The sequence below is a fragment of the Rhodoferax sp. TS-BS-61-7 genome, from assembly GCF_002943465.1.
Taxonomy (GTDB): Bacteria; Pseudomonadota; Gammaproteobacteria; order Burkholderiales; family Burkholderiaceae_C; genus Allorhodoferax.
On sequence record NZ_PTQY01000001.1, the window covers coordinates 1145352 to 1166113 of the forward strand.

Annotated in this window: 18 protein-coding genes; 7 read left to right on the forward strand and 11 right to left on the reverse strand. The window is 61.0% G+C overall.

What is annotated here, in order from left to right:
- Positions 1 to 3: 3 nt before the first annotated feature.
- The 5 genes from C5F53_RS05420 to C5F53_RS05440 are packed head-to-tail and all read right to left on the reverse strand — an operon-like array spanning position 4 to position 6390.
- Complete coding sequence (locus tag C5F53_RS05420; RefSeq protein WP_105260250.1) at positions 4 to 1104, reverse strand: ABC transporter ATP-binding protein; 1101 nt, start codon at positions 1102 to 1104, stop codon at positions 4 to 6.
- A 15-nt stretch (positions 1105 to 1119) separates the two neighbouring features.
- Entirely contained in the window at positions 1120 to 3357 is a 2238-nt protein-coding gene (locus C5F53_RS05425) for a glycoside hydrolase family 2 protein (protein WP_105260251.1), read from the reverse strand.
- 10 nt (positions 3358 to 3367) lie between these two features.
- Positions 3368 to 4186: a carbohydrate ABC transporter permease gene (locus C5F53_RS05430; RefSeq protein WP_105260252.1), complete on the reverse strand. Its 819-nt coding sequence runs from the start codon at positions 4184 to 4186 to the stop codon at positions 3368 to 3370.
- Position 4187: 1 nt separating this feature from the next.
- The gene (locus C5F53_RS05435; protein WP_105260253.1) at positions 4188 to 5084 is read right to left on the reverse strand and encodes a carbohydrate ABC transporter permease; all 897 of its coding nucleotides are present in this window, start codon (positions 5082 to 5084) and stop codon (positions 4188 to 4190) included.
- A gap of 31 nt (positions 5085 to 5115) precedes the next feature.
- Complete coding sequence (locus tag C5F53_RS05440; RefSeq protein ID WP_105260254.1) at positions 5116 to 6390, reverse strand: ABC transporter substrate-binding protein; 1275 nt, start codon at positions 6388 to 6390, stop codon at positions 5116 to 5118.
- 363 nt (positions 6391 to 6753) lie between these two features.
- Here C5F53_RS05440 and C5F53_RS05445 point away from each other — a divergent pair, with 363 nt between their 5' ends.
- Positions 6754 to 7773 carry a LacI family DNA-binding transcriptional regulator gene (locus C5F53_RS05445; protein WP_105260255.1) on the forward strand — a complete coding sequence of 340 codons (1020 nt, stop codon included), beginning with the start codon at positions 6754 to 6756 and terminating at the stop codon, positions 7771 to 7773.
- Between the two features lie 20 nt (positions 7774 to 7793).
- Here C5F53_RS05445 and C5F53_RS05450 read toward each other — a convergent pair whose 3' ends face one another.
- The 6 genes from C5F53_RS05450 to dnaA all read right to left on the reverse strand — a co-directional run bounded on the left by C5F53_RS05450 (position 7794) and on the right by dnaA (position 15714).
- On the reverse strand, positions 7794 to 8420 hold the full coding sequence (locus tag C5F53_RS05450; RefSeq protein ID WP_105260256.1) for a flavin reductase family protein: 627 nt from the start codon (positions 8418 to 8420) through the stop codon (positions 7794 to 7796).
- Between the two features lie 99 nt (positions 8421 to 8519).
- The gene (locus C5F53_RS05455) at positions 8520 to 9998 is read right to left on the reverse strand and encodes a pyridoxal-dependent decarboxylase (RefSeq protein WP_105260257.1); all 1479 of its coding nucleotides are present in this window, start codon (positions 9996 to 9998) and stop codon (positions 8520 to 8522) included.
- Positions 9999 to 10039: 41 nt separating this feature from the next.
- Positions 10040 to 10390 (reverse strand): RidA family protein, encoded by a 351-nt coding sequence (locus tag C5F53_RS05460; protein ID WP_105260258.1) that lies wholly within the window; start codon positions 10388 to 10390, stop codon positions 10040 to 10042.
- Positions 10383 to 12986 carry a DNA topoisomerase (ATP-hydrolyzing) subunit B gene (gene gyrB, locus C5F53_RS05465; protein ID WP_105260259.1) on the reverse strand — a complete coding sequence of 868 codons (2604 nt, stop codon included), beginning with the start codon at positions 12984 to 12986 and terminating at the stop codon, positions 10383 to 10385. Before gyrB ends, C5F53_RS05460 begins: the two co-directional genes overlap by 8 nt.
- A gap of 84 nt (positions 12987 to 13070) precedes the next feature.
- Positions 13071 to 14177 carry a DNA polymerase III subunit beta gene (gene dnaN / locus C5F53_RS05470; RefSeq protein WP_105260433.1) on the reverse strand — a complete coding sequence of 369 codons (1107 nt, stop codon included), beginning with the start codon at positions 14175 to 14177 and terminating at the stop codon, positions 13071 to 13073.
- Between the two features lie 124 nt (positions 14178 to 14301).
- Positions 14302 to 15714 carry a chromosomal replication initiator protein DnaA gene (gene dnaA / locus C5F53_RS05475; RefSeq protein ID WP_105260260.1) on the reverse strand — a complete coding sequence of 471 codons (1413 nt, stop codon included), beginning with the start codon at positions 15712 to 15714 and terminating at the stop codon, positions 14302 to 14304.
- Positions 15715 to 15987: 273 nt separating this feature from the next.
- Here dnaA and rpmH point away from each other — a divergent pair, with 273 nt between their 5' ends.
- The 6 genes from rpmH (at position 15988) to C5F53_RS05505 (ending at position 20754) form a co-directional block, all read left to right on the forward strand.
- Positions 15988 to 16122, forward strand: a complete 135-nt coding sequence (gene rpmH / locus C5F53_RS05480; RefSeq protein ID WP_006299042.1) for a 50S ribosomal protein L34 — start codon at positions 15988 to 15990, stop codon at positions 16120 to 16122.
- A gap of 75 nt (positions 16123 to 16197) precedes the next feature.
- Positions 16198 to 16602 (forward strand): ribonuclease P protein component, encoded by a 405-nt coding sequence (locus tag C5F53_RS05485; RefSeq protein WP_105260261.1) that lies wholly within the window; start codon positions 16198 to 16200, stop codon positions 16600 to 16602.
- Positions 16599 to 16871: a membrane protein insertion efficiency factor YidD gene (gene yidD / locus C5F53_RS05490; protein ID WP_105260262.1), complete on the forward strand. Its 273-nt coding sequence runs from the start codon at positions 16599 to 16601 to the stop codon at positions 16869 to 16871. Before C5F53_RS05485 ends, yidD begins: the two co-directional genes overlap by 4 nt.
- Entirely contained in the window at positions 16868 to 18568 is a 1701-nt protein-coding gene (yidC, locus tag C5F53_RS05495; protein ID WP_105260263.1) for a membrane protein insertase YidC, read from the forward strand. Before yidD ends, yidC begins: the two co-directional genes overlap by 4 nt.
- A 21-nt stretch (positions 18569 to 18589) precedes the next feature.
- Positions 18590 to 19996: a tRNA uridine-5-carboxymethylaminomethyl(34) synthesis GTPase MnmE gene (gene mnmE, locus C5F53_RS05500; protein WP_105260264.1), complete on the forward strand. Its 1407-nt coding sequence runs from the start codon at positions 18590 to 18592 to the stop codon at positions 19994 to 19996.
- A 44-nt stretch (positions 19997 to 20040) separates the two neighbouring features.
- Positions 20041 to 20754 carry a hypothetical protein gene (locus C5F53_RS05505; RefSeq protein WP_105260265.1) on the forward strand — a complete coding sequence of 238 codons (714 nt, stop codon included), beginning with the start codon at positions 20041 to 20043 and terminating at the stop codon, positions 20752 to 20754.
- The last annotated feature ends 8 nt before the right edge of the window (positions 20755 to 20762 follow it).

Here is a 20762-nt window from a genome sequence, read left to right on the forward strand (position 1 = left end):
AGTTTAGTTGCAGTAAATGCGCTGGCCGCTCTTGTCGAACAGCAGGGCCTTGGCCGCGTCAAAGCGCGCCTCCAGCGGCTGGCCCGAGCGCAGGCTGCGGCCGTGTTTGCTTTCTATCACCACCATCACGCCGCTGGCCGAGCGCGCGTAGACGAAGGTCTCGCCGCCCAGGTGCTCCAGCATGTCGATGGTGACGGGCAGCGTGGCGCTGCCGTCTTCCACGAAATGCTCGGGCCGCACGCCCACCGACACCTCGGTGCCTACGGCGGGCAGGTTGCCGTCCAGCGGCAAGCTCACCACCGCGTTACCAAACCCGGCCAAGGCGACCTGGCAGGCGTTGGTGCCGTTGCTGCGTGTGTGGCCCGTGATGGTGCCGTCAAAGAAGTTCATGCGCGGCGAGCCGATGAAGCCCGCCACAAAGGTGTTGGCCGGGTTGTCGTACAGCTCCAGCGGCGCACCCACCTGCTCCACCACACCGGCGCGCAGCACCACGATCTTGTCGGCCAGGGTCATGGCCTCCACTTGGTCGTGCGTCACGTAGATGATGGTGCTGCCGAGCTCGCGGTGCAGGCGCGCAATCTCGATGCGCATGTGCACGCGCAGCTCGGCGTCCAGGTTGGAGAGCGGCTCGTCAAACAAAAACACCTGCGGGTCACGCACGATGGCGCGGCCAATCGCCACGCGCTGGCGCTGCCCGCCCGACAGGGCCTTGGGCTTGCGGTCCATCAGCGGGCCCAGGCCCAGGATGTTGGCGGCCGCGTCCACCTTGGTGACGACCTCGGCCTTGGCCACACCGGCGTGCTTGAGGGCGAAGCCCATGTTCTCGCGCACCGTCATGTGGGGGTAGAGCGCGTAGCTCTGGAACACCATGGCAATGCCGCGCTTGGACGGGTCCACATGGTTCATCACCTGGTCGCCAATGCGCAGCTCGCCGCTGCTGATGTCTTCCAGGCCCGAGATGGCGCGTAGGAGGGTGGACTTGCCGCAGCCCGACGGGCCCACGAACACCACGAACTCGCCGTGTTTGATGTCGAGGTCCACGCCGCGGATGATTTCGATGTTGCCGAAGGATTTGCGGACCTGGGTGAGTTTGACGTCTGCCATGTTCTTCTCCTCGTTTTATTCTGCGCGCAGCGCCAACAGCTGTTCGCCCATGCGGCGGGTGGATACGCGCACGGTGATGTCGCCCACGGCGCCAGTCGTCTCGACCCAGAAGCCGGTCACTCCGCCTTTGAGCGTGAGCGTATCGGGGCCGAGCAGCTTGGCGGCACCGCTCACTTGCACTTGCACTACATCGTCCAGGAAGGGCAGCAGACGCCCGGCCTGGTCCAGCGCACGCACGATCACGCGGGTGGCGTCTTTCTCGTGGGCGTGCAGCACCGTGTCGTCCACTTGCACCTGCAGCGTGGTGGGCAGGGGGTTGCCCGAAAGCTGGACGGTGGCCACCGCTTTGCCATCGAGGTAGCCGGTGACGGTGGCGTCGCGCCACAACATGCCCCAGGCGCCTAGGTCATTCATGTTGACGTGGCGGCTGTCAAAGATGACGGGTGCGTGTGGCAGGTGGGGGTAACGTTCGCGGTCGGGCTCGGCGCGCTTGGCAGCAAAGTCGCCCACCTTCAGTTCCACATAGTCGCAGTTGGTCAGCACGATCAGCGGCAGCACCTCGCAGCGGTCTTTTTCGCCACGTGCCCAGTAGGTCACGGGCTCCAGCACCACCTGTTCGGCCGGGCTGCATTGGCTGGTGTAGCCCCAGGCGGCGAACTTGGGTTCGCGGAAGATGTCCATCACGCCGTGGTGGCAGATGCGGTCACCCGCACCAAAGTCTTTGTGCGTGTTGTAGTCGTACATGCACCAGCCGATGGCGCCGCTGATGACGGGGTTCTCATACGCCTTGTTCAGCACATCCAGATGCCGGCTCACGTGTTCGGCCTGGCGGTCTTCGGGGTCGATGCGTTTGGTGGGGTACATGTGGCCGTTGAATTCGGTCACAAGATATGGTACCTCGTGGTCCAGGCCGGTCACCTGGCGCGGTTGGCGCAGCGGCGTGGGGGCGATGCCTTTCATCCACTCGGGCGCGGCCACGTGGCAGAAGTCGTTGACGGTGTACACGTCTTCCAGCAGCTCGCTGTTTTCGATGTAGCGCACGCCGCCGGTCTGGCGTGTGCTGTCCAGGCTGCGGGCCATCGCGTTGGTGCGGGTGTAGAAGGCGTGGTTGTCCTGCGACTCGTTGATACGCACGCCCCAGATGACGATGGAGGGGTGGTTCCAGTCGCGCTCTACCATGCGGCGCACGTTTTCCACCGACTCGTCTTGCCAGGCCTGGCCACCAATGTGCTGCCAGCCCGGAATCTCTTCAAACACCAGGAGGCCAATCTCGTCACAGCGGTCCAGAAAGTAGGTGGACTGTGGGTAGTGCGAGGTGCGCACCAGGTTGCACTTGAGCACGTCCTTCATCACGTCGGCGTCTTTTTCCTGCGCGCGCTGGCCCATGGCGTAGCCCACATAGGGGTAGCTCTGGTGGCGGTTCAGGCCGCGAATTTTGAGGTGTTTGCCGTTGAGGAAAAAACCCTCGGTGGTGAAACACGCTGTGCGGAAGCCGAAACGTGTGCTGAGCTGGTCGCGGTTGTCCAGCGTGGCGCGCACCAGGTAGAGCTGGGGGGCGTCGAGCTCCCAGAGTTTCAGGCCCGCCAGAGATTCAAACGTGGCTTCAAAACCCGTGGCGCTGATGCCCACGGTCTGCTGCTGCAGCACGGTGCCGTCCACCTGGCAGAGCTCCACCAAAACTTTACCGCTGATGGGGGCGTTGGTGGGATTGGCCACAAAGCCCTTGACCACCACACCCTTGGCGTCGGTCAGCTCGTTCGATGTCTCCACCTTCAGGTTGGCAACGGACACCGCGTCGGTGACTTGCAGCCACACATCACGGTAAATGCCGGCGTAGGTCAGGTAGTCAATCTGGCCGCCAAAGGGCGGGATCTCGGGGTTTTCGCTGCCGTCGATCTTGACGGTGATGAGGTTGTCGCCTTCTTTCAGCAGACCGGTCAGGCGTGCGCTGAACGGGGTGTAGCCGTCTTTGTGCGCGACTACCTGGGTGCCGTTGACCCAGACCACACTATCCGCCATGGCGCCATCAAAACGCAGGCTCACTTCGCGGCCGGCCCATGCGGGCTGCCAGGCCAGGGTGGTTTGGTAGCCAAATTCTTTCTGGTAACTGCGTTCGTCCAGGTAGGTCATTTCCAAATCCACCGCGTTGTGCGGCAGGCGCACGGCGGTGCCGGGCTGGGCCTTGGTGATCAGGTCAGACGAAAAAGAGGTGTGGAAGGTCCAGCCCGAGACGAGCTTGGTGACGGTACGCATGTGAAAAACCTTATTTGACGGAGCCCAGCATGCCCTGTACGAACTGCCGTTGCATTGCGGAGAAGACGACCAGGGTGGGCAAGGTGGCTAGCATGGCCGCCAGCATGATCACGCCGAAGTCGGGGAAGTAGGCCGAGCCCAGCGAGGACAGAACCAGGGTGATGGTTTTGAGCTCGGGCGACTGCAGCACGATGAGGGGCCAGAGGAAGTTGTTCCAGGCCGCCATGAACACGATGATGAAGGCGGCTGCATAGGTGGAGCGCATCACCGGCACATAAACAAACAAGAAAATCTGCCATTCCTTCAGGCCGTCCAGGCGCGCTGCTTCGCGCAGTTCGGGGGGGAAGGCCTTGGTGCTCTGGCGGAAGTAAAACACGATGTAGGCCGACGCCAGCGCGGGCAGGATGACGCCCAGGTGCGTGTCCAGCAAATCGAATTGCGCCATCAGGATGAACAGCGGAATCATCAGCGCGGCAAAGGGCACCATCAGCGTGAGCAGCAGGCCGTTGTAGACGCGTTCGCGAGCCTTGGAGCTGAACACTTCAAAGCCATAACCCGCCAAAGACGAGATGAGCAGGGTGAAGAAGCCACCTACGATGGCAATCTTCCCGGAGTTCCAGAAGACCTGGGCCACGTCAAAACTCTTGTTGAGTTTCTCGAAGTTCTCCAGCAGCGCGCTGCCGAAGGTGAACTTGCCCTTGGTCACGTCCACGGATGCGTTGGTGGCGCTGATCACCATCCAGGCAAACGGGAACAGCGACACCGCGGCCATCAGTCCCAAGAACAGGTAGACGCCGCCCATGCGGAATTTTTCAGCCCAGTTGCTCATGTCAGTTGCGCTCCCGGGCGGCATAAAACTGGATGGCGGCCAGCGCGGCGACCAGCATCACGATGACGTAAGACACCGTAGCGGCATAACCGAAGTTGGGCACGAATTTGAACGACAGGTTGTAGATGTACATGGACAGCGTGAGCGTGTTGTCAGAGAACACGGTGCCCACGGTGGTGATGTTCATGGGTTCGTCAAACAACTGCAGCGTGCCGATGGTGGAGGTCACCGTGGTGAACAGGATCACCGGCTTGAGATTGGGAATGGTGATGGAGACAAACCGGCGATATGCCGAGATGCCATCAATACGCGCGGCCTCATAGATCGACTTGTCGATGTTCTGCATGGCCGCCAGATAAAAGATCATGTTGTAGCCAGTCCAGCGCCAGGTAATGGCGATGATGATGACCACCTTGGACCAGAACGGGTCGTTGAGCCAGGGAATGGGTTCACTGATGAGGCCCAGCCAGGCCAGGCCATGGTTGACCAAGCCGTCGTACGAAAACATGCTTTTGAACACCACCGAGTACGCCACCAGGGAGGTCACGCAGGGCAGAAAAACCGCCGTGCGCAACAGCCCGCGAAAGCGCAGGTTCGGCATGTTCAGGCAGCTGGCCATGACCAGGGCCAGCAACAGCATGATGGGCACCTGGATCACCAGAAAGATGCAGGTGTTCTGCAGGGCCTTCAGAAAGACCGGATCACTGGCCAGACGCACCACGTTGCCCACGCCTACGAACTCCACCACCGTTCCCTGCCCGGCATGCAGGGACATCCACAGCGAGCGGACGATCGGGTAGGCCATGAAGACCCCGATCAGCCCGAGCGCGATGGAAACAAATAGCCAACCGTTGACGTCGTAAAAACGCCGGTAGCTGGTCGTAGGCTTGGGCGCCATGGTGCTCCTTTGGTCCAGTGTTGCCGTGTGCTTACTTGATTTGCGAGGCGAGTTGGTTGTGGATGTTTTCCAGCGCCTTCTCGACCGGCAGGCCTTGTGCCAAAGCTGGCAGTTGGGCGGCTACCGCAGCGTCACCTTCGGCGGTGTAAATGCCGTAGTTCACGCTAGGCACCTTGCCCATCCAGTCGCTGTATTGCTGCCACACCTTGGCGCCACCGAAGAAGGGGTCGGCTTCAGAGTAAGCCTTGCCATTGCGCGAGGCCAGCAGGGAGCCCACAGCGCCGCGCGATTGCAGAATGGTCTGGTAGAAGTCCACATCCTTGGCGTACACCTCGTTCAGGAAGTCTGCTGCGGCAGCCTTCTCTTTGCCAGCGGCCAGCACATACCAGCTGGAGCCGCCCAGGTTGGAGGCGTTGGTGGCGCCTGGCACGCTCAGGCGGGGGGTGGCGGCCACAGCCCATTTTCCGGACTGGCTGGCTTCGGCCTTGACCGAGCCGGTGATCCACACGCCGGTAATCACAGACGCCACGTCACCCTTGTTCAAGGCACCGACCCACTCGCCCCAGCCTGAGGTGGGCTTGTAGATGCCGGTCTTCATGAACTTGACCTGGGTTTCCAGGGCGGCCTTGAGGGCGGGGTTGCTCTTGATATCGAGCTTGCCGTCCTTGTCAAAGTACCAGCGGCCGGCGGACTGCATCATGATGCGGATGCTGGCAATGTCTTGCGGGTCCATGGCAAACATCTTCTTGCCGGTTTTGGTTTCGACTTGTTTGCCGATCTCCAGGTAGCGGTCCCAAGTGATGTTTTGCATGTCCTTGTCGGTGAAGCCGGCCTGCTTGATCAGGTCGCTGCGGTAGTACATGCCGGTGGTGCCGGTGTCAAAGGGCAGGCCGTAGACCTTGCCACCCATGCTCATGAGGTTGACCTTGTAGCTGGCAAAGGCCTTGTGGTCCACCTTGCCAGACAGGGGCTCAAACGCGCCGGGGAAAGAGCGCAGGTACTTGGGGGCGTTGTAGTCCTCCACCAGCACGATGTCCGGCAGCGTCTTGGTCACGCCGGAGGCCAGGGTGGTCTGCAGCTTTTGCTCCACATCGGCCTTGGCCATGTCGATGATCTTGAAGGTCACGCCGGGGTGCTTGGCGGTGTAGCGCTTGGCCGCCTCTTGCATGATGGCGATGTTGAAGTTCGGGTCCCAGGCCCAGATGGTGACTTCACCCGCGTGGGCGGCGTGGCTGGCCATCAGGCCGGAGGTGCTCAGGACCAAGCCGATCATGGTGCTGAGGGTGCTGCGTTTGGCGAAATTCATGGTGTGTTTTCCTGTCTCTGTGTCAATGAATGTTGTGGGCAAGTGGCGCGCAGTAGAACACTGGTGCGCTGGGCTTGTTGTCTCCGGTTAGCGTGTGATGACGGTGGTGCGACTGGCATCCTTTCCAAAATTTAAGCGGTTAAATTTTTGGCCCGGCCTGAGGCCTACGTTCACTGATTCCCCAGAGGAGCGACATCCCGGAAGCTCCCCTGAAACACCCCGAAAATTAAAATTTAAGCGGTTAAATTCAGCAATTTTTGGAGTATACCTACGGGTATCGGCAAATAAACCGGGTCCTAGGGTAAATCCTAGGCTTCAAAAAACGTATCAATTGATGCCAATTCACACGAAGTTGCAGCGCACATGGCCACTCTGAGTGAAGTCGCCCGCCTGGCCGGGGTTACCACCGCCACTGTCTCCAACGTGCTGCGCAACACGCAGAAGGTGAAGCCTGCCACCGTGCAAAAGGTGCAAGAGGCCATCGCCGCCACCGGCTACCGGCCCAACCTCATGGCGCGTGCGTTGGCCGAGGGCAAGTCGTCCATGGTGGCGCTGGTGCTACCCGACATCAACAACCCCTTCTACCCCGAGTTCGTGCGGGTAGCAGAGCGGGTGGCGCGCCACCGCAACTACTTTCTGATGGTGTGCAACACCGATGAGCGCCCCGACATAGGCCGTGCCTACCTGCACCAGATTGCCGGCACCCTGGCTGACGGCGTGCTGGTGCTGCACACCGGTATCAGTGCGGACGACATCAACGAGTTGAAGACGCGCCGCTCGCCCATCGTGTTGGCGTCCGAAGAACAGGTCGACCTGGCCAACCAGATTCCCCACGTGGTGGTGAACTTCCATCGCGCTGGCGAGATTGCGGGTCAGCATTTGCTGGAACTGGGGCACCGCCGCATCGGTGCCATCGTCGGGTGTGGCCTGGAAGGTATGCAGCTCGGACGCCTCAACGGCTTCAAAAGCGCACTCGCCGCCAGCGGCAGCACCTTGATTGACGCCATGGTCCGCAATGTGAGCGACACCGTGGCCGGTGGCCACGAAGCCACCGACTCGTTGCTGGCACAGCACTCGGACTTGACCGCCATTTTTTGCACCAATGACCTGATGGCTTACGGTGCCAGCCAAGCCCTGGCGGACCGGGGTATCCGTATCCCGCAAGATATTTCACTTATCGGCGTGACCGATATCCAGCTGGCGCGCGACATGCGCCCGGCCCTCACGACCGTGGCCCTGGGCATTGAGCAGGTGGCCACCATGTCCATCAACCTGCTGCTAGACCTGATCGAAAACCCCGCGCACCAACCCACCATCGTGCATGTGCCCGACCCGGTGCTGGTGGTGCGGGCCTCCACCGGTCCGGTGCGCAGCGGCGCCTGAACGGGGGCCGAAGGCGCGCTCTAGAGCGTGTCGATAGGGTTGCTGGTGGTGGTGTCACCAATCGCGAATCGGTCGCGGCAGCGCGTGTAAAAGCTGGCACCAAAGCGCCCCACCGGGTGGTATTCCTGCAGGCGCACGCGCCAGGCCTCGGTGTCAATCAGGCCATCGCGCGCGCTGAGCCACAGCACCCGCCCAATGAAGACATAACGGCTGGCGGTCTCCAGGGTCTCGTGCAGCACGCATTCAAAGGCGACGGGCGCCTCAGTAATGCGCGGCGGGCGCACGCTGTGCGAGGGCGTGGCGTGCAGGCCCACGGCGTCCAGCTCGCTGACGGAGGCCGGAAAACTCTCGCCGCAGGCATGCATCTGGGCGGCCAGCGCCTCGTCACTCATGTGCACCACAAACTCACGCTGCGACAGGATGTTGGCCGCCGTGTCCTTGAGCCGCCCGTCTTGCAGGCGGTTGATGCTGAGCATCACCACCGGCGGGTCTTCGCCCAGCATGTTGAACATCGAAAACGGTGCGGCGTTCACCACACCTTGCGAGCTGAGCGTGGTGACCAGCGCGATGGGGCGCGGCACGATCAGGCTGGCCATGAGCTTGTAGCGCTGGTAGGCGCTGATCTGGGAAAAGTCGACTTCGGTCATGCGCGCGATTGCACGCAAGGGGCATGCCGATCGTTGTTGGCATCTCAAATTGCTATCAATTTAGGAGCTATTTGCGCAGTATCTACAAGGGCTAGGGCCTTATTTGGCTTGAAAATCGCCCAACGCCAGCCGTTCCTGCGCCGCCATCAGCACGGCGCCTAGCAGCATCTGCACATCGTCCAACCGGGTGCGGTGGTTCACCAGTGCCACGCGGATCGCCAGCACACCGCCAATGCGCGTGGTGGACGGCACCGCCACGCCAGACTCCTGCACATCGGCCACGATGTCGGCGTTCAGCGCGTCCAGGTCCACACCTGCCGCCAGCACGCGAAAGCACACCACATTAAGCGTGACCGGCGCCAGCCGCTCCAGCTGTGGCTGGGCGTCCACCAGATGGGCCAGCTGCTGCGCCAGGCTGCAGTTCTGTGCGACCACCTGGCCCAGCTTGGCTGCGCCATAGGTCTTGAGTGTCATCCACACCTTGAGCGCACGGAAACCGCGCGACAGGTCGGGCCCAAAGTCGGTGGGCCAGGGCTGGTTGCCCGCCAGCCCACGCACGCTACGTTGCAGGTAGGCCGGCTGGCTGGCAAAGGTGGCCGCGTGCAGCGTGGCGTCGCGCACCACAATGCAACCCGCGTCGTAAGGCACCTGCGCCCATTTGTGAAAATCAAAGGCCACCGAGTCGGCCTGGCTCAGCCCTTGCACCAGCGGGCGCTGCGCGGGCGAGAGCATGGCCAGCGCGCCATAGGCCGCGTCCACATGGAACCACAGGCCCTGCGCGCGTGCCAGCGCGGCCAACGCGGCAAGGTCGTCCACCGCACCGGTATCCACGGTGCCCGCGCTGCCCACCACCATAAAGGGCTGCAGGCCGGCCGCACGGTCTTGCGCCATGGCGGCTTGCAGCGCGTCCATGTCCATGCGGTGTTGTTCGTCTAGACCAATCAGGCGCAGCGCATCGCTGCCCAGGCCGGCCATGTCCATGGCGCGGGCCACGCAGTTGTGCGCCTCTACCGAGGTGTAGGCCACCAGCGGCCGGCCCTGCAGTCCGCTGTGCCGCACGTCCGTGCCCAGCGCCCGCGTGCGTGCCACCAGCACGGCAATCAGGTTGGCCATGGAGGTGCCGGTGACCAGCACGCCACTGGCGTCTTGCGGAAAACCCAGCATCTCGGCCGCCCAGCGGATCACTTGGCGCTCCACCTCGATCGGTGCATGGTCGCGCCCGCCCAGGTTGGGGTTGGTGGCGGCGGTTAGCAGTTCGGCCAGCATGCCCACGGGGTTGCCTCCACCCTGCACCCAGCCCATGAAACGGGGGTGGCTGTTGCCACTGCCATAGGGTTGCACCAGGGTCTGGAAGTCCTGGTACACGGTCTCCAGATCGCCGGGCTCGGTGGGCAGCGCCCCCGTGCGCAAGGCCTGGCGGGCATCGTTTGGCATGGGCTGCCACACGGGCGCTTCGCGCAGCCCGGCCAGCATGTCCACCATGTCGTCGAGCATGCGGTGGCCCATCTGGCGCACCGCGTTCCAATCGGTGGGGTCCAGGCTGTCGGGGGAGGCTTGGAAAGGAATGTCTACGGACATGCGGATGGCTTATGTCGTCAACACCGTGGGGCGCGTGGCCCTCAGGCCACGGCAGCGGTAAACGCGATTTCCAGCAGGTAGTCGGGATTGGCCATCTCGGCACTGACGCACACCCGTGCCGGGGCGCAGCCTTCTGGCAGCCACGCCTGCCACAGCGCGTTGAAAGCGGCGCGGTCTGCCATGTGCTTGAGGTAGATGGTGGTCAGAAGCAGGCGACCTTTGTCGCTACCAGCCAGCGCCAGCGTGCGCTCGGCTTGCGCGAACACGGCCTGCGACTGGCTGGTGATGTCCGTGCCGCTCTCGGGTACTTCTACAAAATAGGCCGTGCCTTGGTGCACCACCGCGTCAGACCACTGGGCCTGCGCGTTGATGCGGGTGATGGCGTCAGACATCGATGTTGCCAGCCCGCAGCGCGTTGGTTTCAATGAATTCGCGGCGCGGCTCCACTTCGTCACCCATCAACATGGTGAACACGCGGTCGGCTTCGATGGCATCGTCGATCTGCACCTTGAGCAGGCGGCGCACGGTGGGGTCCATGGTGGTTTCCCACAGCTGGGCGGGGTTCATCTCGCCCAAGCCTTTGTAGCGCTGGCGGCTGGTGCCGTTCTCGGCTTGGGTGATGAGCCAGGCCATGGCTTCGCGGAAGTCGGAAACCTTCTCTTCCTTCTGGCGTTCGCCTTCGCCGCGCATGACGCGGGCGCCCTCGGAGAGCAGGCCCTTGAAGGTGTTGGCGGCTTCGGCCAGCGCGGCGTAGTCGGCGCCATGCACAAAGTCTTGCGTGAGCACGCTGCTCTTCACGTTGCCGTGGTGGCGGCGGCTGATGCGCAGAATGGGCTTGTCGGTGCGGGCGTCAAACTCGCCGGCCACTTCGGCATCGGGCAGCTTGGCCTGCAGCGCGGCGGCAGAGGCTTCAGCGTCGGCCACGGTGTCCAGGTTCAGCGCCACGCCGTCGGCCACGCTGCGCAGGGCTTCGGCATCCATGAAGTTCTTCAGGCGCGCGATGACGGCCTGGGCCACCTGGTGCTTGCGTGCCAGTTCCGCCAAGGTGTCGCCGTTGATGGTGGTGCCGTTGGGCCCGCCGGTGAACACCGAGGCGTTGAGCAGCGCAATGCGCAGCAGGAAGCCATCCAAGTCCGTCGGGCCTTGCAGGTACAGCTCTTCCTTGCCGGCCTTCACCTTGTACAGCGGGGGCTGTGCAATGTAGATGTGGCCGCGCTCGACCAGCTCGGGCATTTGGCGGTAGAAGAAGGTCAGCAGCAGCGTGCGGATGTGGGCACCGTCCACGTCGGCATCGGTCATGATGATGATGCGGTGGTAACGCAGCTTGGCGACGTTGAAGTCGTCGTTGCCGGTAGAGCCACCGGCCTTGCCGATGCCGGTGCCCAGCGCGGTGATCAGCGTCAAGATTTCATTGCTGGTCAGCAGCTTTTCGTAGCGCGCTTTTTCCACGTTCAAAATCTTGCCGCGCAAGGGCAGGATCGCCTGGAACTTGCGGTCGCGGCCCTGCTTGGCAGAGCCACCAGCGGAGTCACCCTCGACGATGTAGATCTCGCACATCGCTGGGTCTTTTTCCTGGCAGTCGGCCAGCTTGCCGGGCAGACCCATGCCGTCCAGCACACCCTTGCGGCGTGTCATGTCACGGGCCTTGCGCGCGGCTTCACGGGCGCGCGCGGCTTCGATAATTTTGCCAACGATGATCTTGGCGTCGTTGGGGCGTTCCTGCAGGTAGTCGGCCAGCAGTTTGCTGACGATGTCTTCCACCGGGCCGCGCACTTCGCTCGATACGAGTTTGTCCTTGGTCTGGCTGGAGAACTTGGGCTCGGGTACCTTGACCGACAGCACGCAGCACAGGCCTTCGCGCATGTCGTCGCCCGTCACTTCGACCTTGGCCTTTTTGGCCAGTTCGGTGTCGTCGATGTACTTGTTGATCACGCGGGTCATGGCTGCGCGTAGGCCGGTCAGGTGGGTGCCGCCGTCGCGCTGGGGGATGTTGTTGGTGAAGCACAGCACTTGCTCGTTGAAACCGCTGTTCCACTGCATGGCCACTTCCACACCAATGTTGGTGCCCTGGTCGCTCTGGCGGTCGCCCATGGCGTGGAAGATGTTGGGGTTCAACACCGTCTTGCCTTTGTTGATGAAGTTCACAAAGCCTTGCACACCACCCGCACCGGAGAAGTCGTCTTCCTTGCCGCTGCGTTCGTCCTTCAGGCGGATTTTCACACCGTTGTTCAGGAACGAGAGTTCGCGCAAGCGCTTGCTCAAGATCTCATAGTGGAAGTCGTTGTTTTCTTTGAAGATGTCGGTGTCGGGCAAAAAGTGCACCTCGGTGCCACGTTTTTCGGTGTCACCAATGACCTTCATGGGCGAGACTTCAATGCCGTTTTGCGTCTCGACGATGCGGTTCTGCACAAAACCTTTGCTGAACTCCATTACGTGCACTTTGCCGTCACGGCGGATCGTCAGGCGCAGCATTTTGGACAATGCGTTCACGCAGGACACGCCCACGCCGTGCAGACCACCAGACACTTTGTAGCTGTTCTGGTTGAACTTGCCGCCAGCGTGCAGCTCGGTCAGTGCGATTTCGGCGGCCGAGCGTTTGGGCTCGTGTTTGTCGTCGAGCTTGATGCCGGTGGGAATGCCGCGGCCGTTGTCCACCACGCTGATGGAGTTGTCGGAGTGGATGGTGACCAAGATGTCATCGCAATGGCCGGCCAGCGATTCGTCGATGGAGTTGTCCACCACTTCAAACACCAGGTGGTGCAGACCGGTGCCGTCGGACGTGTCGCCGATGTACATGCCGGGGCGCTTGCGCACGGCCTCCAGGCCTTCCAAAATCTGGATCGAGCCTTCGCCATAGGCCTCGGTCGCACCGGCCTGGTTGGTGTCGATGGTGGGCTGGAAGTTGGAACTGTCTGTGCCCGCATCGCCCGTGTGGACGAGGCCATCGTTGTTTTCGGGGGCTGGAACAGACTTGTTTTCTTCGGTCATGGCTAACTTTCTCTCGATTCTTTAATGACCAAACCCCCGAAGGCCGGGGGTTTGATTGCGCAGGTAGCTATTATTTTTATAGCGTCAGATTCTCATGGGCATCACGACGTATTTGAAGGTCGCGTTGTCCGGAATGGTGATCAGGGCCGAACTGTTGCCGTCCGACAGCTCCACTTTCACCATTTCCTGGCCCATATTGCTCAGGGCATCGATCAGGTAGGTGACGTTGAAGCCAATCTCGATGCTGTCACCGCCGTAGTCGATGTCCAGTTCGTCCACCGCCTCTTCCTGCTCAGCGTTGTTGGACGCCACACGCAGGCTGCCGGGGTCGATGTTCAGGCGCACGCCCTTGAACTTGTCGCTGGTCAAAATGGCGGTGCGTTGCAGCGTCTTGAGCAGCGCTTCACGGCCCAGGGTGATGCTGTTTTTGTGGTTCTTGGGGATGACGCGGTTGTAGTCGGGGAACTTGCCCTCGACCAGCTTGGTCACGAACTCCATGCCGTCAAAGGTGAACTTGGCCTGGTTGTTGGCGAACTGCATTTCAATCGCGCCTTCGGCATCGCTCAGCAGGCGCTGTAGCTCAATCACCGTCTTGCGCGGCAATATCACTTCCTGCTTGGGCACTTCCACGTCCAGTGTGGCGGACGCAAAAGCCAGGCGGTGGCCGTCGGTAGCAACCAGGCTCAACTGCTTGCCTTCGGCGACAAACAAAATTCCGTTCAGGTAGTAGCGGATGTCGTGCACCGCCATGGCAAAGGACACCTGGCTCAGCAGGTCCTTCAGGGTTTTTTGTGGCACGCTGAAGACGGGGCCAAAACTGGCGCTTTCTTGCACCAGCGGAAAGTCTTCGGCCTGCATGGTCTGCAGGGTGAACTTGCTCTTACCGCCCTTAAGGATGATCTTGCTTTGGCTGGACTCCAGTGACACGGTCTGGTCACCGGGCATGGTGCGCAGGATGTCAATGAGCTTGCGTGCGCCAATGGTGGTGGTGAAGTTGCCGGTGTCACCACCCAGCTCGGCCGTGGTGCGGATCTGGATTTCCAGGTCGCTGGTGGTCAGCTGAATCGATGTCCCTGTTTTGCGCAACAGCACGTTGGCCAGGATAGGCAGCGTATGGCGGCGCTCGACAATACCGGCCACGGACTGCAGAACCGATAGAACCTTGTCTTGCGTTGCCTTCAATACGATCATGTCAACCTCTTTTTGAAACTCAACCATGGATGCAAGGCCCAGAAAAGCCCTGCATTTACAAACAATCTCACCATTTTCCCCTTTTTTGATAGCGACTTGAGGGGTCTGGCACTTGTTTTTACATTCAACCCTTCAGGGTTTGCTCCAGGACGTGGAGCTGCTGGTTCAGCTCGGTCAGCTGCTGGCGTTCCCCCCCGATTTTTCGCACCGCATGCAGCACCGTGGTGTGGTCGCGCCCGCCAAACAGCTCGCCGATCTCGGGCAGGCTTTTTTGGGTCAGTTCCTTGGCCAGGTACATGGCAATCTGGCGTGGCCGGGCAATGCTAGCCGGGCGCTTCTTGCTGTACATGTCGGCGACCTTGATCTTGTAATAGTCCGCCACGGTCTTTTGGATGTTTTCCACAGAAATCTGGCGGTTCTGGATCGACAGCAAATCGCGTAGCGCTTCCCGGGCCAGCTGGATGGAGATTTCCTTCTGGTTGAAGCGTGAATAGGCCAGGATTTTGCGCAGCGCGCCTTCGAGCTCGCGTACGTTGGAGCGCACGTTTTTGGCCACAAAGAAGGCGACCTCTTCGGGCATCTCCGAACCCTCGGCGCGTGCCTTGTTGATCAGAATTGCCACCCGCATTTCCAGCTCGGGCGGCTCAATCGCCACCGTCAAACCGGAGTCAAAACGCGAAACTAGCCGCTCGTGGATGTCTGCCAATCCCTTGGGGTAGGTGTCACTGGTCATCACGATGTGTGACTTTTTGGCCAGCAGGGCTTCAAAGGCGTTGAAGAACTCTTCCTGGGTGCGGTCCTTGTTGGCAAAGAACTGCACATCGTCAATCAGCAACAAATCCAGCGAGTGGTAACGCTCTTTGAATTCATCAAAAGTCTTGCGCTGGTAGGCCTTAACCACATCCGATACAAATTGTTCCGCGTGGATGTAGAGAACTTTGGAACCCGGCTTGTCTGCCAGCAGGCGGTTGCCCACCGCGTGCATCAAGTGGGTCTTGCCCAGACCCACGCCGCCGTAGATGAACAGTGGGTTGTACAGATGGCCTGGCATGGTGGCCACGTGCATGGCGGCGGCACGGGCCATGCGGTTGGCCGTGCCCTCAACCAGGCTCTCAAAAGTCAGCAGGCTGTTGAGCCGGTTCTTGGGGCCACCACTGACGCGGTCTTCGCCCACCTCAACTTCATCAACGGCTGTAGGTACTTCAGCAACTCGGGGCATGCTGGCTTGCCTGACAGGTGCTTCACGCGGAGTGATCGCTAACTCAACTATGACGGGTTGACCGTACAACTTCTCCAGCAAGGCTGCGATGCGCTGGCTGTATTGGGCCCGTACCCAGTCCAGTTTGAAGCGGTTGGCCACAAAAATGGTGGCCTTGGACATGTCGTCATGTACCTGAGCGGCCAGGGGCTTGATCCAGGTGTTGAACTGCTGCTCTGGCAGCTCTTGGGCCAACTGGTCCACGCAGCTTTGCCACAGGCTTTGACCGAGCTCCTGGCTGTGGGTATCTGGTGTATGTGGGGGGAGTCCCTGGGTCATTGTGGGGGTCAGCTTCTGTGGATAGTTATGGATTGCTGCGCGCTGGATTGTAATTTATCAAGACTTTATCCACATTCTGGCTGGCAAAACCAAATCTTACAGTGCTGCACACCATGTAGACGCTAAGGTGTTGCTGTGATTCAGAAAATTTGCGATAATGCCGGGTTCCCCTGATTGTGTTCGGGGCGATAGACCGACATTCGTGCCTCATTTCCCCTTGGTTTCCCTCGGGGAGGCGGTGCGGATACCCACAGAGCCTGTTAGGAAATTCACATGAAACGCACTTACCAACCCTCCAAAATCCGCCGTGCACGCACCCATGGTTTTCTGGTCCGCATGAAAACCCGTGGTGGCCGCGCCGTGATCAACGCACGCCGCGCCAAGGGCCGCAAGCGCCTGGCTGTCTAATTCGCGCGGATCTGGCAAACCAAGGCTGACTGGCTTTTGGTCCTTGCGGATTCGCCACATGCCGGCAACGCCCCGGTGCGGCGCCTCAAAACCCGTGCCCAGTTTCAAGCGGTGCTTGGCGGGATAACTGTGTCCAAAACAGCCCACTTCGCCTTGCACGCCCGTGCTTTGACAGTAGCCTCCGACGTGTCGGAGGCTTTGTTGTTTCCGGAACCTGCGGTGTGGCTGGGTGCCATGGTGCCCAAGCGGTGGGCCAAACGCGCGGTCACGCGCAACACCATTAAGCGCCAGATCTACAACGTGGGAATTGAATTCTCCACGGGCTTGGAGCCGCGTGCGCATTTGGTGCGTTTGCGCTCTGGGTTTGACCGCGCCCAATTCCCCAGTGCCACTTCGGATGCCCTCAAGGCCGCGGTGCGCAGCGAGTTGCAGCAGCTGTTTGCCCGTGCCCGAACCTCGCCCGTTGTAGCCAAGCCATGATGCAGGCCGCACTGATGGGGCTGGTCAAGGCCTACCGTTTGTTCCTGAGCCCTTGGCTGGGGTCTGCCTGCCGTTTTGAGCCAACCTGTTCCGCCTATTCTTTGCAAGCGCTGCAAACGCATGGCGCTGCAGCGGGCTCTTATCTCACGTTGGCCCGTCTGGCCCGCTGCCACCCTTGGTGTGCGGGTGGGCATGATCCGGTTCCTGCCGAACGTCCCCGGCTCTTCGGCCGTCTGATTTCCTCTCCTTCTGAAAAGAAAACTTCATGAACGATATTCGCCGCACCATCTTGTGGGTGATCTTTGGCTTCTCCATGGTGTTGCTTTGGGACCAATGGCAGATCCACAATGGCAATAAAGCCACTTTCTTTCCAAGCCCGGCCAAGACCACCGCGCCTGCGGCTGGAGCGCCAGCGGGTAAAACGGATGCCTTGGTGCCTGCCGCGACTGCGCCGGCTGGTGCCGCTCCTGCGGTGCCCGCTGCGCCTGCCGTGGCCGGCGAACGGTTTGAGGTGAACACCGATGTCTTAAAGCTGACATTCGACACCGAAGGTGGCTCCCTGGTGCGCTCCGAGTTCCTCAAGTACTCGGACATGGCCGACAAGATCCGCAACTTCGTGTTGCTGGACGATTCCAAGGACCGTGTGTACCTGGCGCAAACCGGTGTCATTCCGGGTGCTGCTGGCGGCGTATCGCCCACCCACAAATCGGTCATGACCGTCAGTGGTGACCGTGCCCTGAAAGAGGGCCAAGACGAATTGGTGATCACCTTCACCTCGCCCGAAGTGGGCGGCTTGAAATTGGTGAAGACCTACACCCTGCGTCGTGGTGCCTATGACATTGCCGTCAAGCATGAGCTGACCAATGCTTCCAGTGCCCCTCTGTCGCCCCAGCTGTACCTGCAGTTGGTTCGTGACGGCAACAAACCGGCCGGTGAGTCCTCGTTCTACTCCACCTTCACGGGCCCTGCGGTGTACACCGAGGCCAAGAAGTACCAAAAGGTAGAGTTCAGCGAGATCAAGAAAAAGAGCGCGACTTTCGAGAAGGAAGCCGACAACGGCTACATCGCGATGGTGCAGCACTACTTTGCCAGCGCCTGGATATTGCCTGCAGGCACTGCGCGCTCCTACTCTCTGGATGGCGTGGACATCGGCTCGGGCATGGCAGATTGCTGCTACCGTGCCACCATGATTTCGCCGGTGCCGGCCATTGAGCCTGGCAAGACCCAAACCATTGCGGCCACCCTGTTTGTGGGCCCCCAGGAAGAAAAAGCGCTGGAAGCCCTGGCTCCCGGCCTCGAACTGGTGAAGGACTACGGTTGGTTGACCATTCTGGCCAAGCCCCTGTATTGGTTGCTCGACAAGCTGCACGGTTTTATCCAGAACTGGGGCTGGTCCATCGTGGCGCTGGTGCTCTTGCTGAAAATCGCTTTCTACTGGCTCAATGCCAAGGCCTACGCGAGCATGGCCAAGATGAAGGCGGTCAACCCCAAGATCATGGAGATGCGTGAGCGCCTCAAAGACAACCCGCAGCAAATGCAACAGGAGATGATGCGCATCTACCGTGAAGAAAAGGTCAACCCCATGGGTGGTTGTTTCCCCATCATGGTTCAGATCCCGGTGTTTATTGCGCTGTACTGGGTGCTCCTGTCCAGCGTGGAAATGCGCAATGCGCCCTGGTTGGGTTGGATTCAGGACTTGTCCTCGCCAGACCCTTATTTCATCCTGCCCCTGATCATGACGTTGACCACGCTGCTGCAGACGGCCCTGAACCCCGCGCCACCAGATCCTCTGCAAGCCAAGATGATGTGGTTCATGCCGCTGGCGTTCAGCGTGATGTTCTTCTTCTTCCCCTCGGGCCTGGTGTTGTACTGGATCACCAACAACATTTTGTCCATCGCACAGCAGTGGATCATCAACACCCGCATGGGTGTACCGCCCCAGTTCAACCTGCCCAAGTTCAAGTAAGCAGGCGGGGGTCATGCAGCTGTGCTGACACGCCAAAGCGACCCCATCGTGGCTGTGGCCACGGCCCCTGGACGGGGGGCCGTGGGTATTGTCCGCATCAGCGGTAAAGACCTTTCCGGGTTTGTCCAGGCCCTCTTGGGCCGCACCTTGCGGCCACGCGAAGCCACCTATCTGCCCTTTGCCGATGCACAAGGCCAGCCGCTGGACCAGGGGCTGGCCTTGTACTTTCCGGCACCCCATTCCTTCACCGGTGAAGATGTGCTGGAGCTGCAGGCCCATGGTGGTGCCGTCGTCTTGCAATTGCTGGTGGCGCGCTGCCTGGAGCTGGCGGCTACTGTCCCCAGTGGGTCGGGTGGCGCGACCTTGCCGGGGCTGCGCATTGCCGAACCCGGTGAGTTTTCCCAGCGGGCTTTTCTGAACGGCAAGATCGACCTGACCCAGGCGGAGGCCATTGCCGATTTGATTGATGCCAGCACCGAAGCGGCGGCGCGCAGTGCCACGCAGTCGTTGGCGGGGGCATTCTCCCGGCAGGTGCATACGCTGCTCGAAGCGCTGACCCATCTGCGCATGCTGGTCGAGGCGACGCTGGATTTTCCGGAAGAAGAAATCGACTTTCTGCAGAAAGCGGATGCGTTGGGGCAACTGCAAACACTGCAGGGCACCGTGCAGCAGGTGCTGCAGCAGGCCACCCAGGGAGCCTTGCTGCGCGAGGGCATTACCGTGGTCATCGCTGGCCAGCCGAATGCCGGCAAGTCCTCCTTGCTCAATGCATTGGCGGGCGCCGAGCTGGCCATCGTCACACCCGTTGCGGGCACCACGCGGGACAAGGTGCAACAGACCATCCAGATCAAGGGCATTCCCATCCACGTGGTGGACACGGCTGGCCTGCGCAGCAGTGACGATGCCGTGGAGCAGATCGGCATTGCACGTGCCTGGCAAGCCATTGAGGAGGCCGATGCGGTGTTGTTTCTGCATGACCTGACACGCCAGGGTGCTATGGAATACATAGCTGCTGACGCAGATATTACGGGTGCTTTAGCCCAAAAGCTTGCTAAAAACACACCGGTGATCCATGTCTGGAACAAGGCCGATGCGGTGCCTGAGGTGGCGCCTGATACGGGCATTGTCTTGTCGGCCAAAACCGGTATGGGCCTGGATGCCCTGCGGGAGCGCTTGTTGGTGTCCGCTGGCTGGCAGCCTTCGGCGGGTGGCAGCTTCATGGCACGCCAACGCCACTTGCAGGCATTGCGCCAGGTGGATGCCCATTTGATGGAAGCCCATGCCCACTTGGGCATGGGTGCCAATGCCCTGGACCTGTTGGCTGAAGAGTTGCGTCTGGGCCAGAACGCACTGAGCGAAATTACCGGTGCGTTCAGCTCGGATGACCTGTTAGGTGTGATCTTCTCGAAGTTTTGCATTGGCAAATAGCCTGCACTACACTCCATCGCTCCCAGCCCCCGAAAGCAATAACAATGTCCCTGTTCCGTTGGTTCTCCAAAAAAACGCAGGTCCCGCCGCCTGCCGCAGAAAGCTCTGGCCTGGGCCATATCGATGCCACCTTGCCCTTTAACCACAGTGGCAAGTCACGTTCCAAGGGGCCGAATTCTGTGCCGGGCAGTGCTGCCAACCGCAAAAATGAACGCTTGGAGCGCCGCGAGCTGTTGTATGCGGTGGTGCGCGAGTCCATGACCCGCGCTGGCCTGCTGTCTACCAGCTACAAATTCAAGGTGTTATCCCTCGATTCCCGGGGCCGGCAGTACCTGATCATGATGGACATGGCGCGCCAGAACGTGGGAGACCCCCAGCGCTTGGCAGACATGGAGAGTCACATCGCCAAGGTGGCCAAGTCCCGGCACGACATTCTGGTTACAGCGGTGTACTGGCGTGTTAACGAACACGTGACGGCGGGTCTGGCACGCAGTGCCAGCGCAGCGCCGGTAGTGGCCGTACCTGTGGCTGCCGTGGCGGTGGCACCTGTAGCCCCGCGGTATGAGCCTTTGCAGGCGGACGAAGTGGCGGCGTTCAAGCAGGCCCTGGCGGCCATCCCTTCGCCCACCGCCTTGTCGGCACCCGGAGAAATTGTGCGTTCTGGACGCCGCAATCCGGCACCCCCCAGTTTTCAGGACACGGAATTGGATGACCGCAATTCGCCGCTGAGTGGTACCCAGTACGGCGACCTGAACTGAGCGGCCTC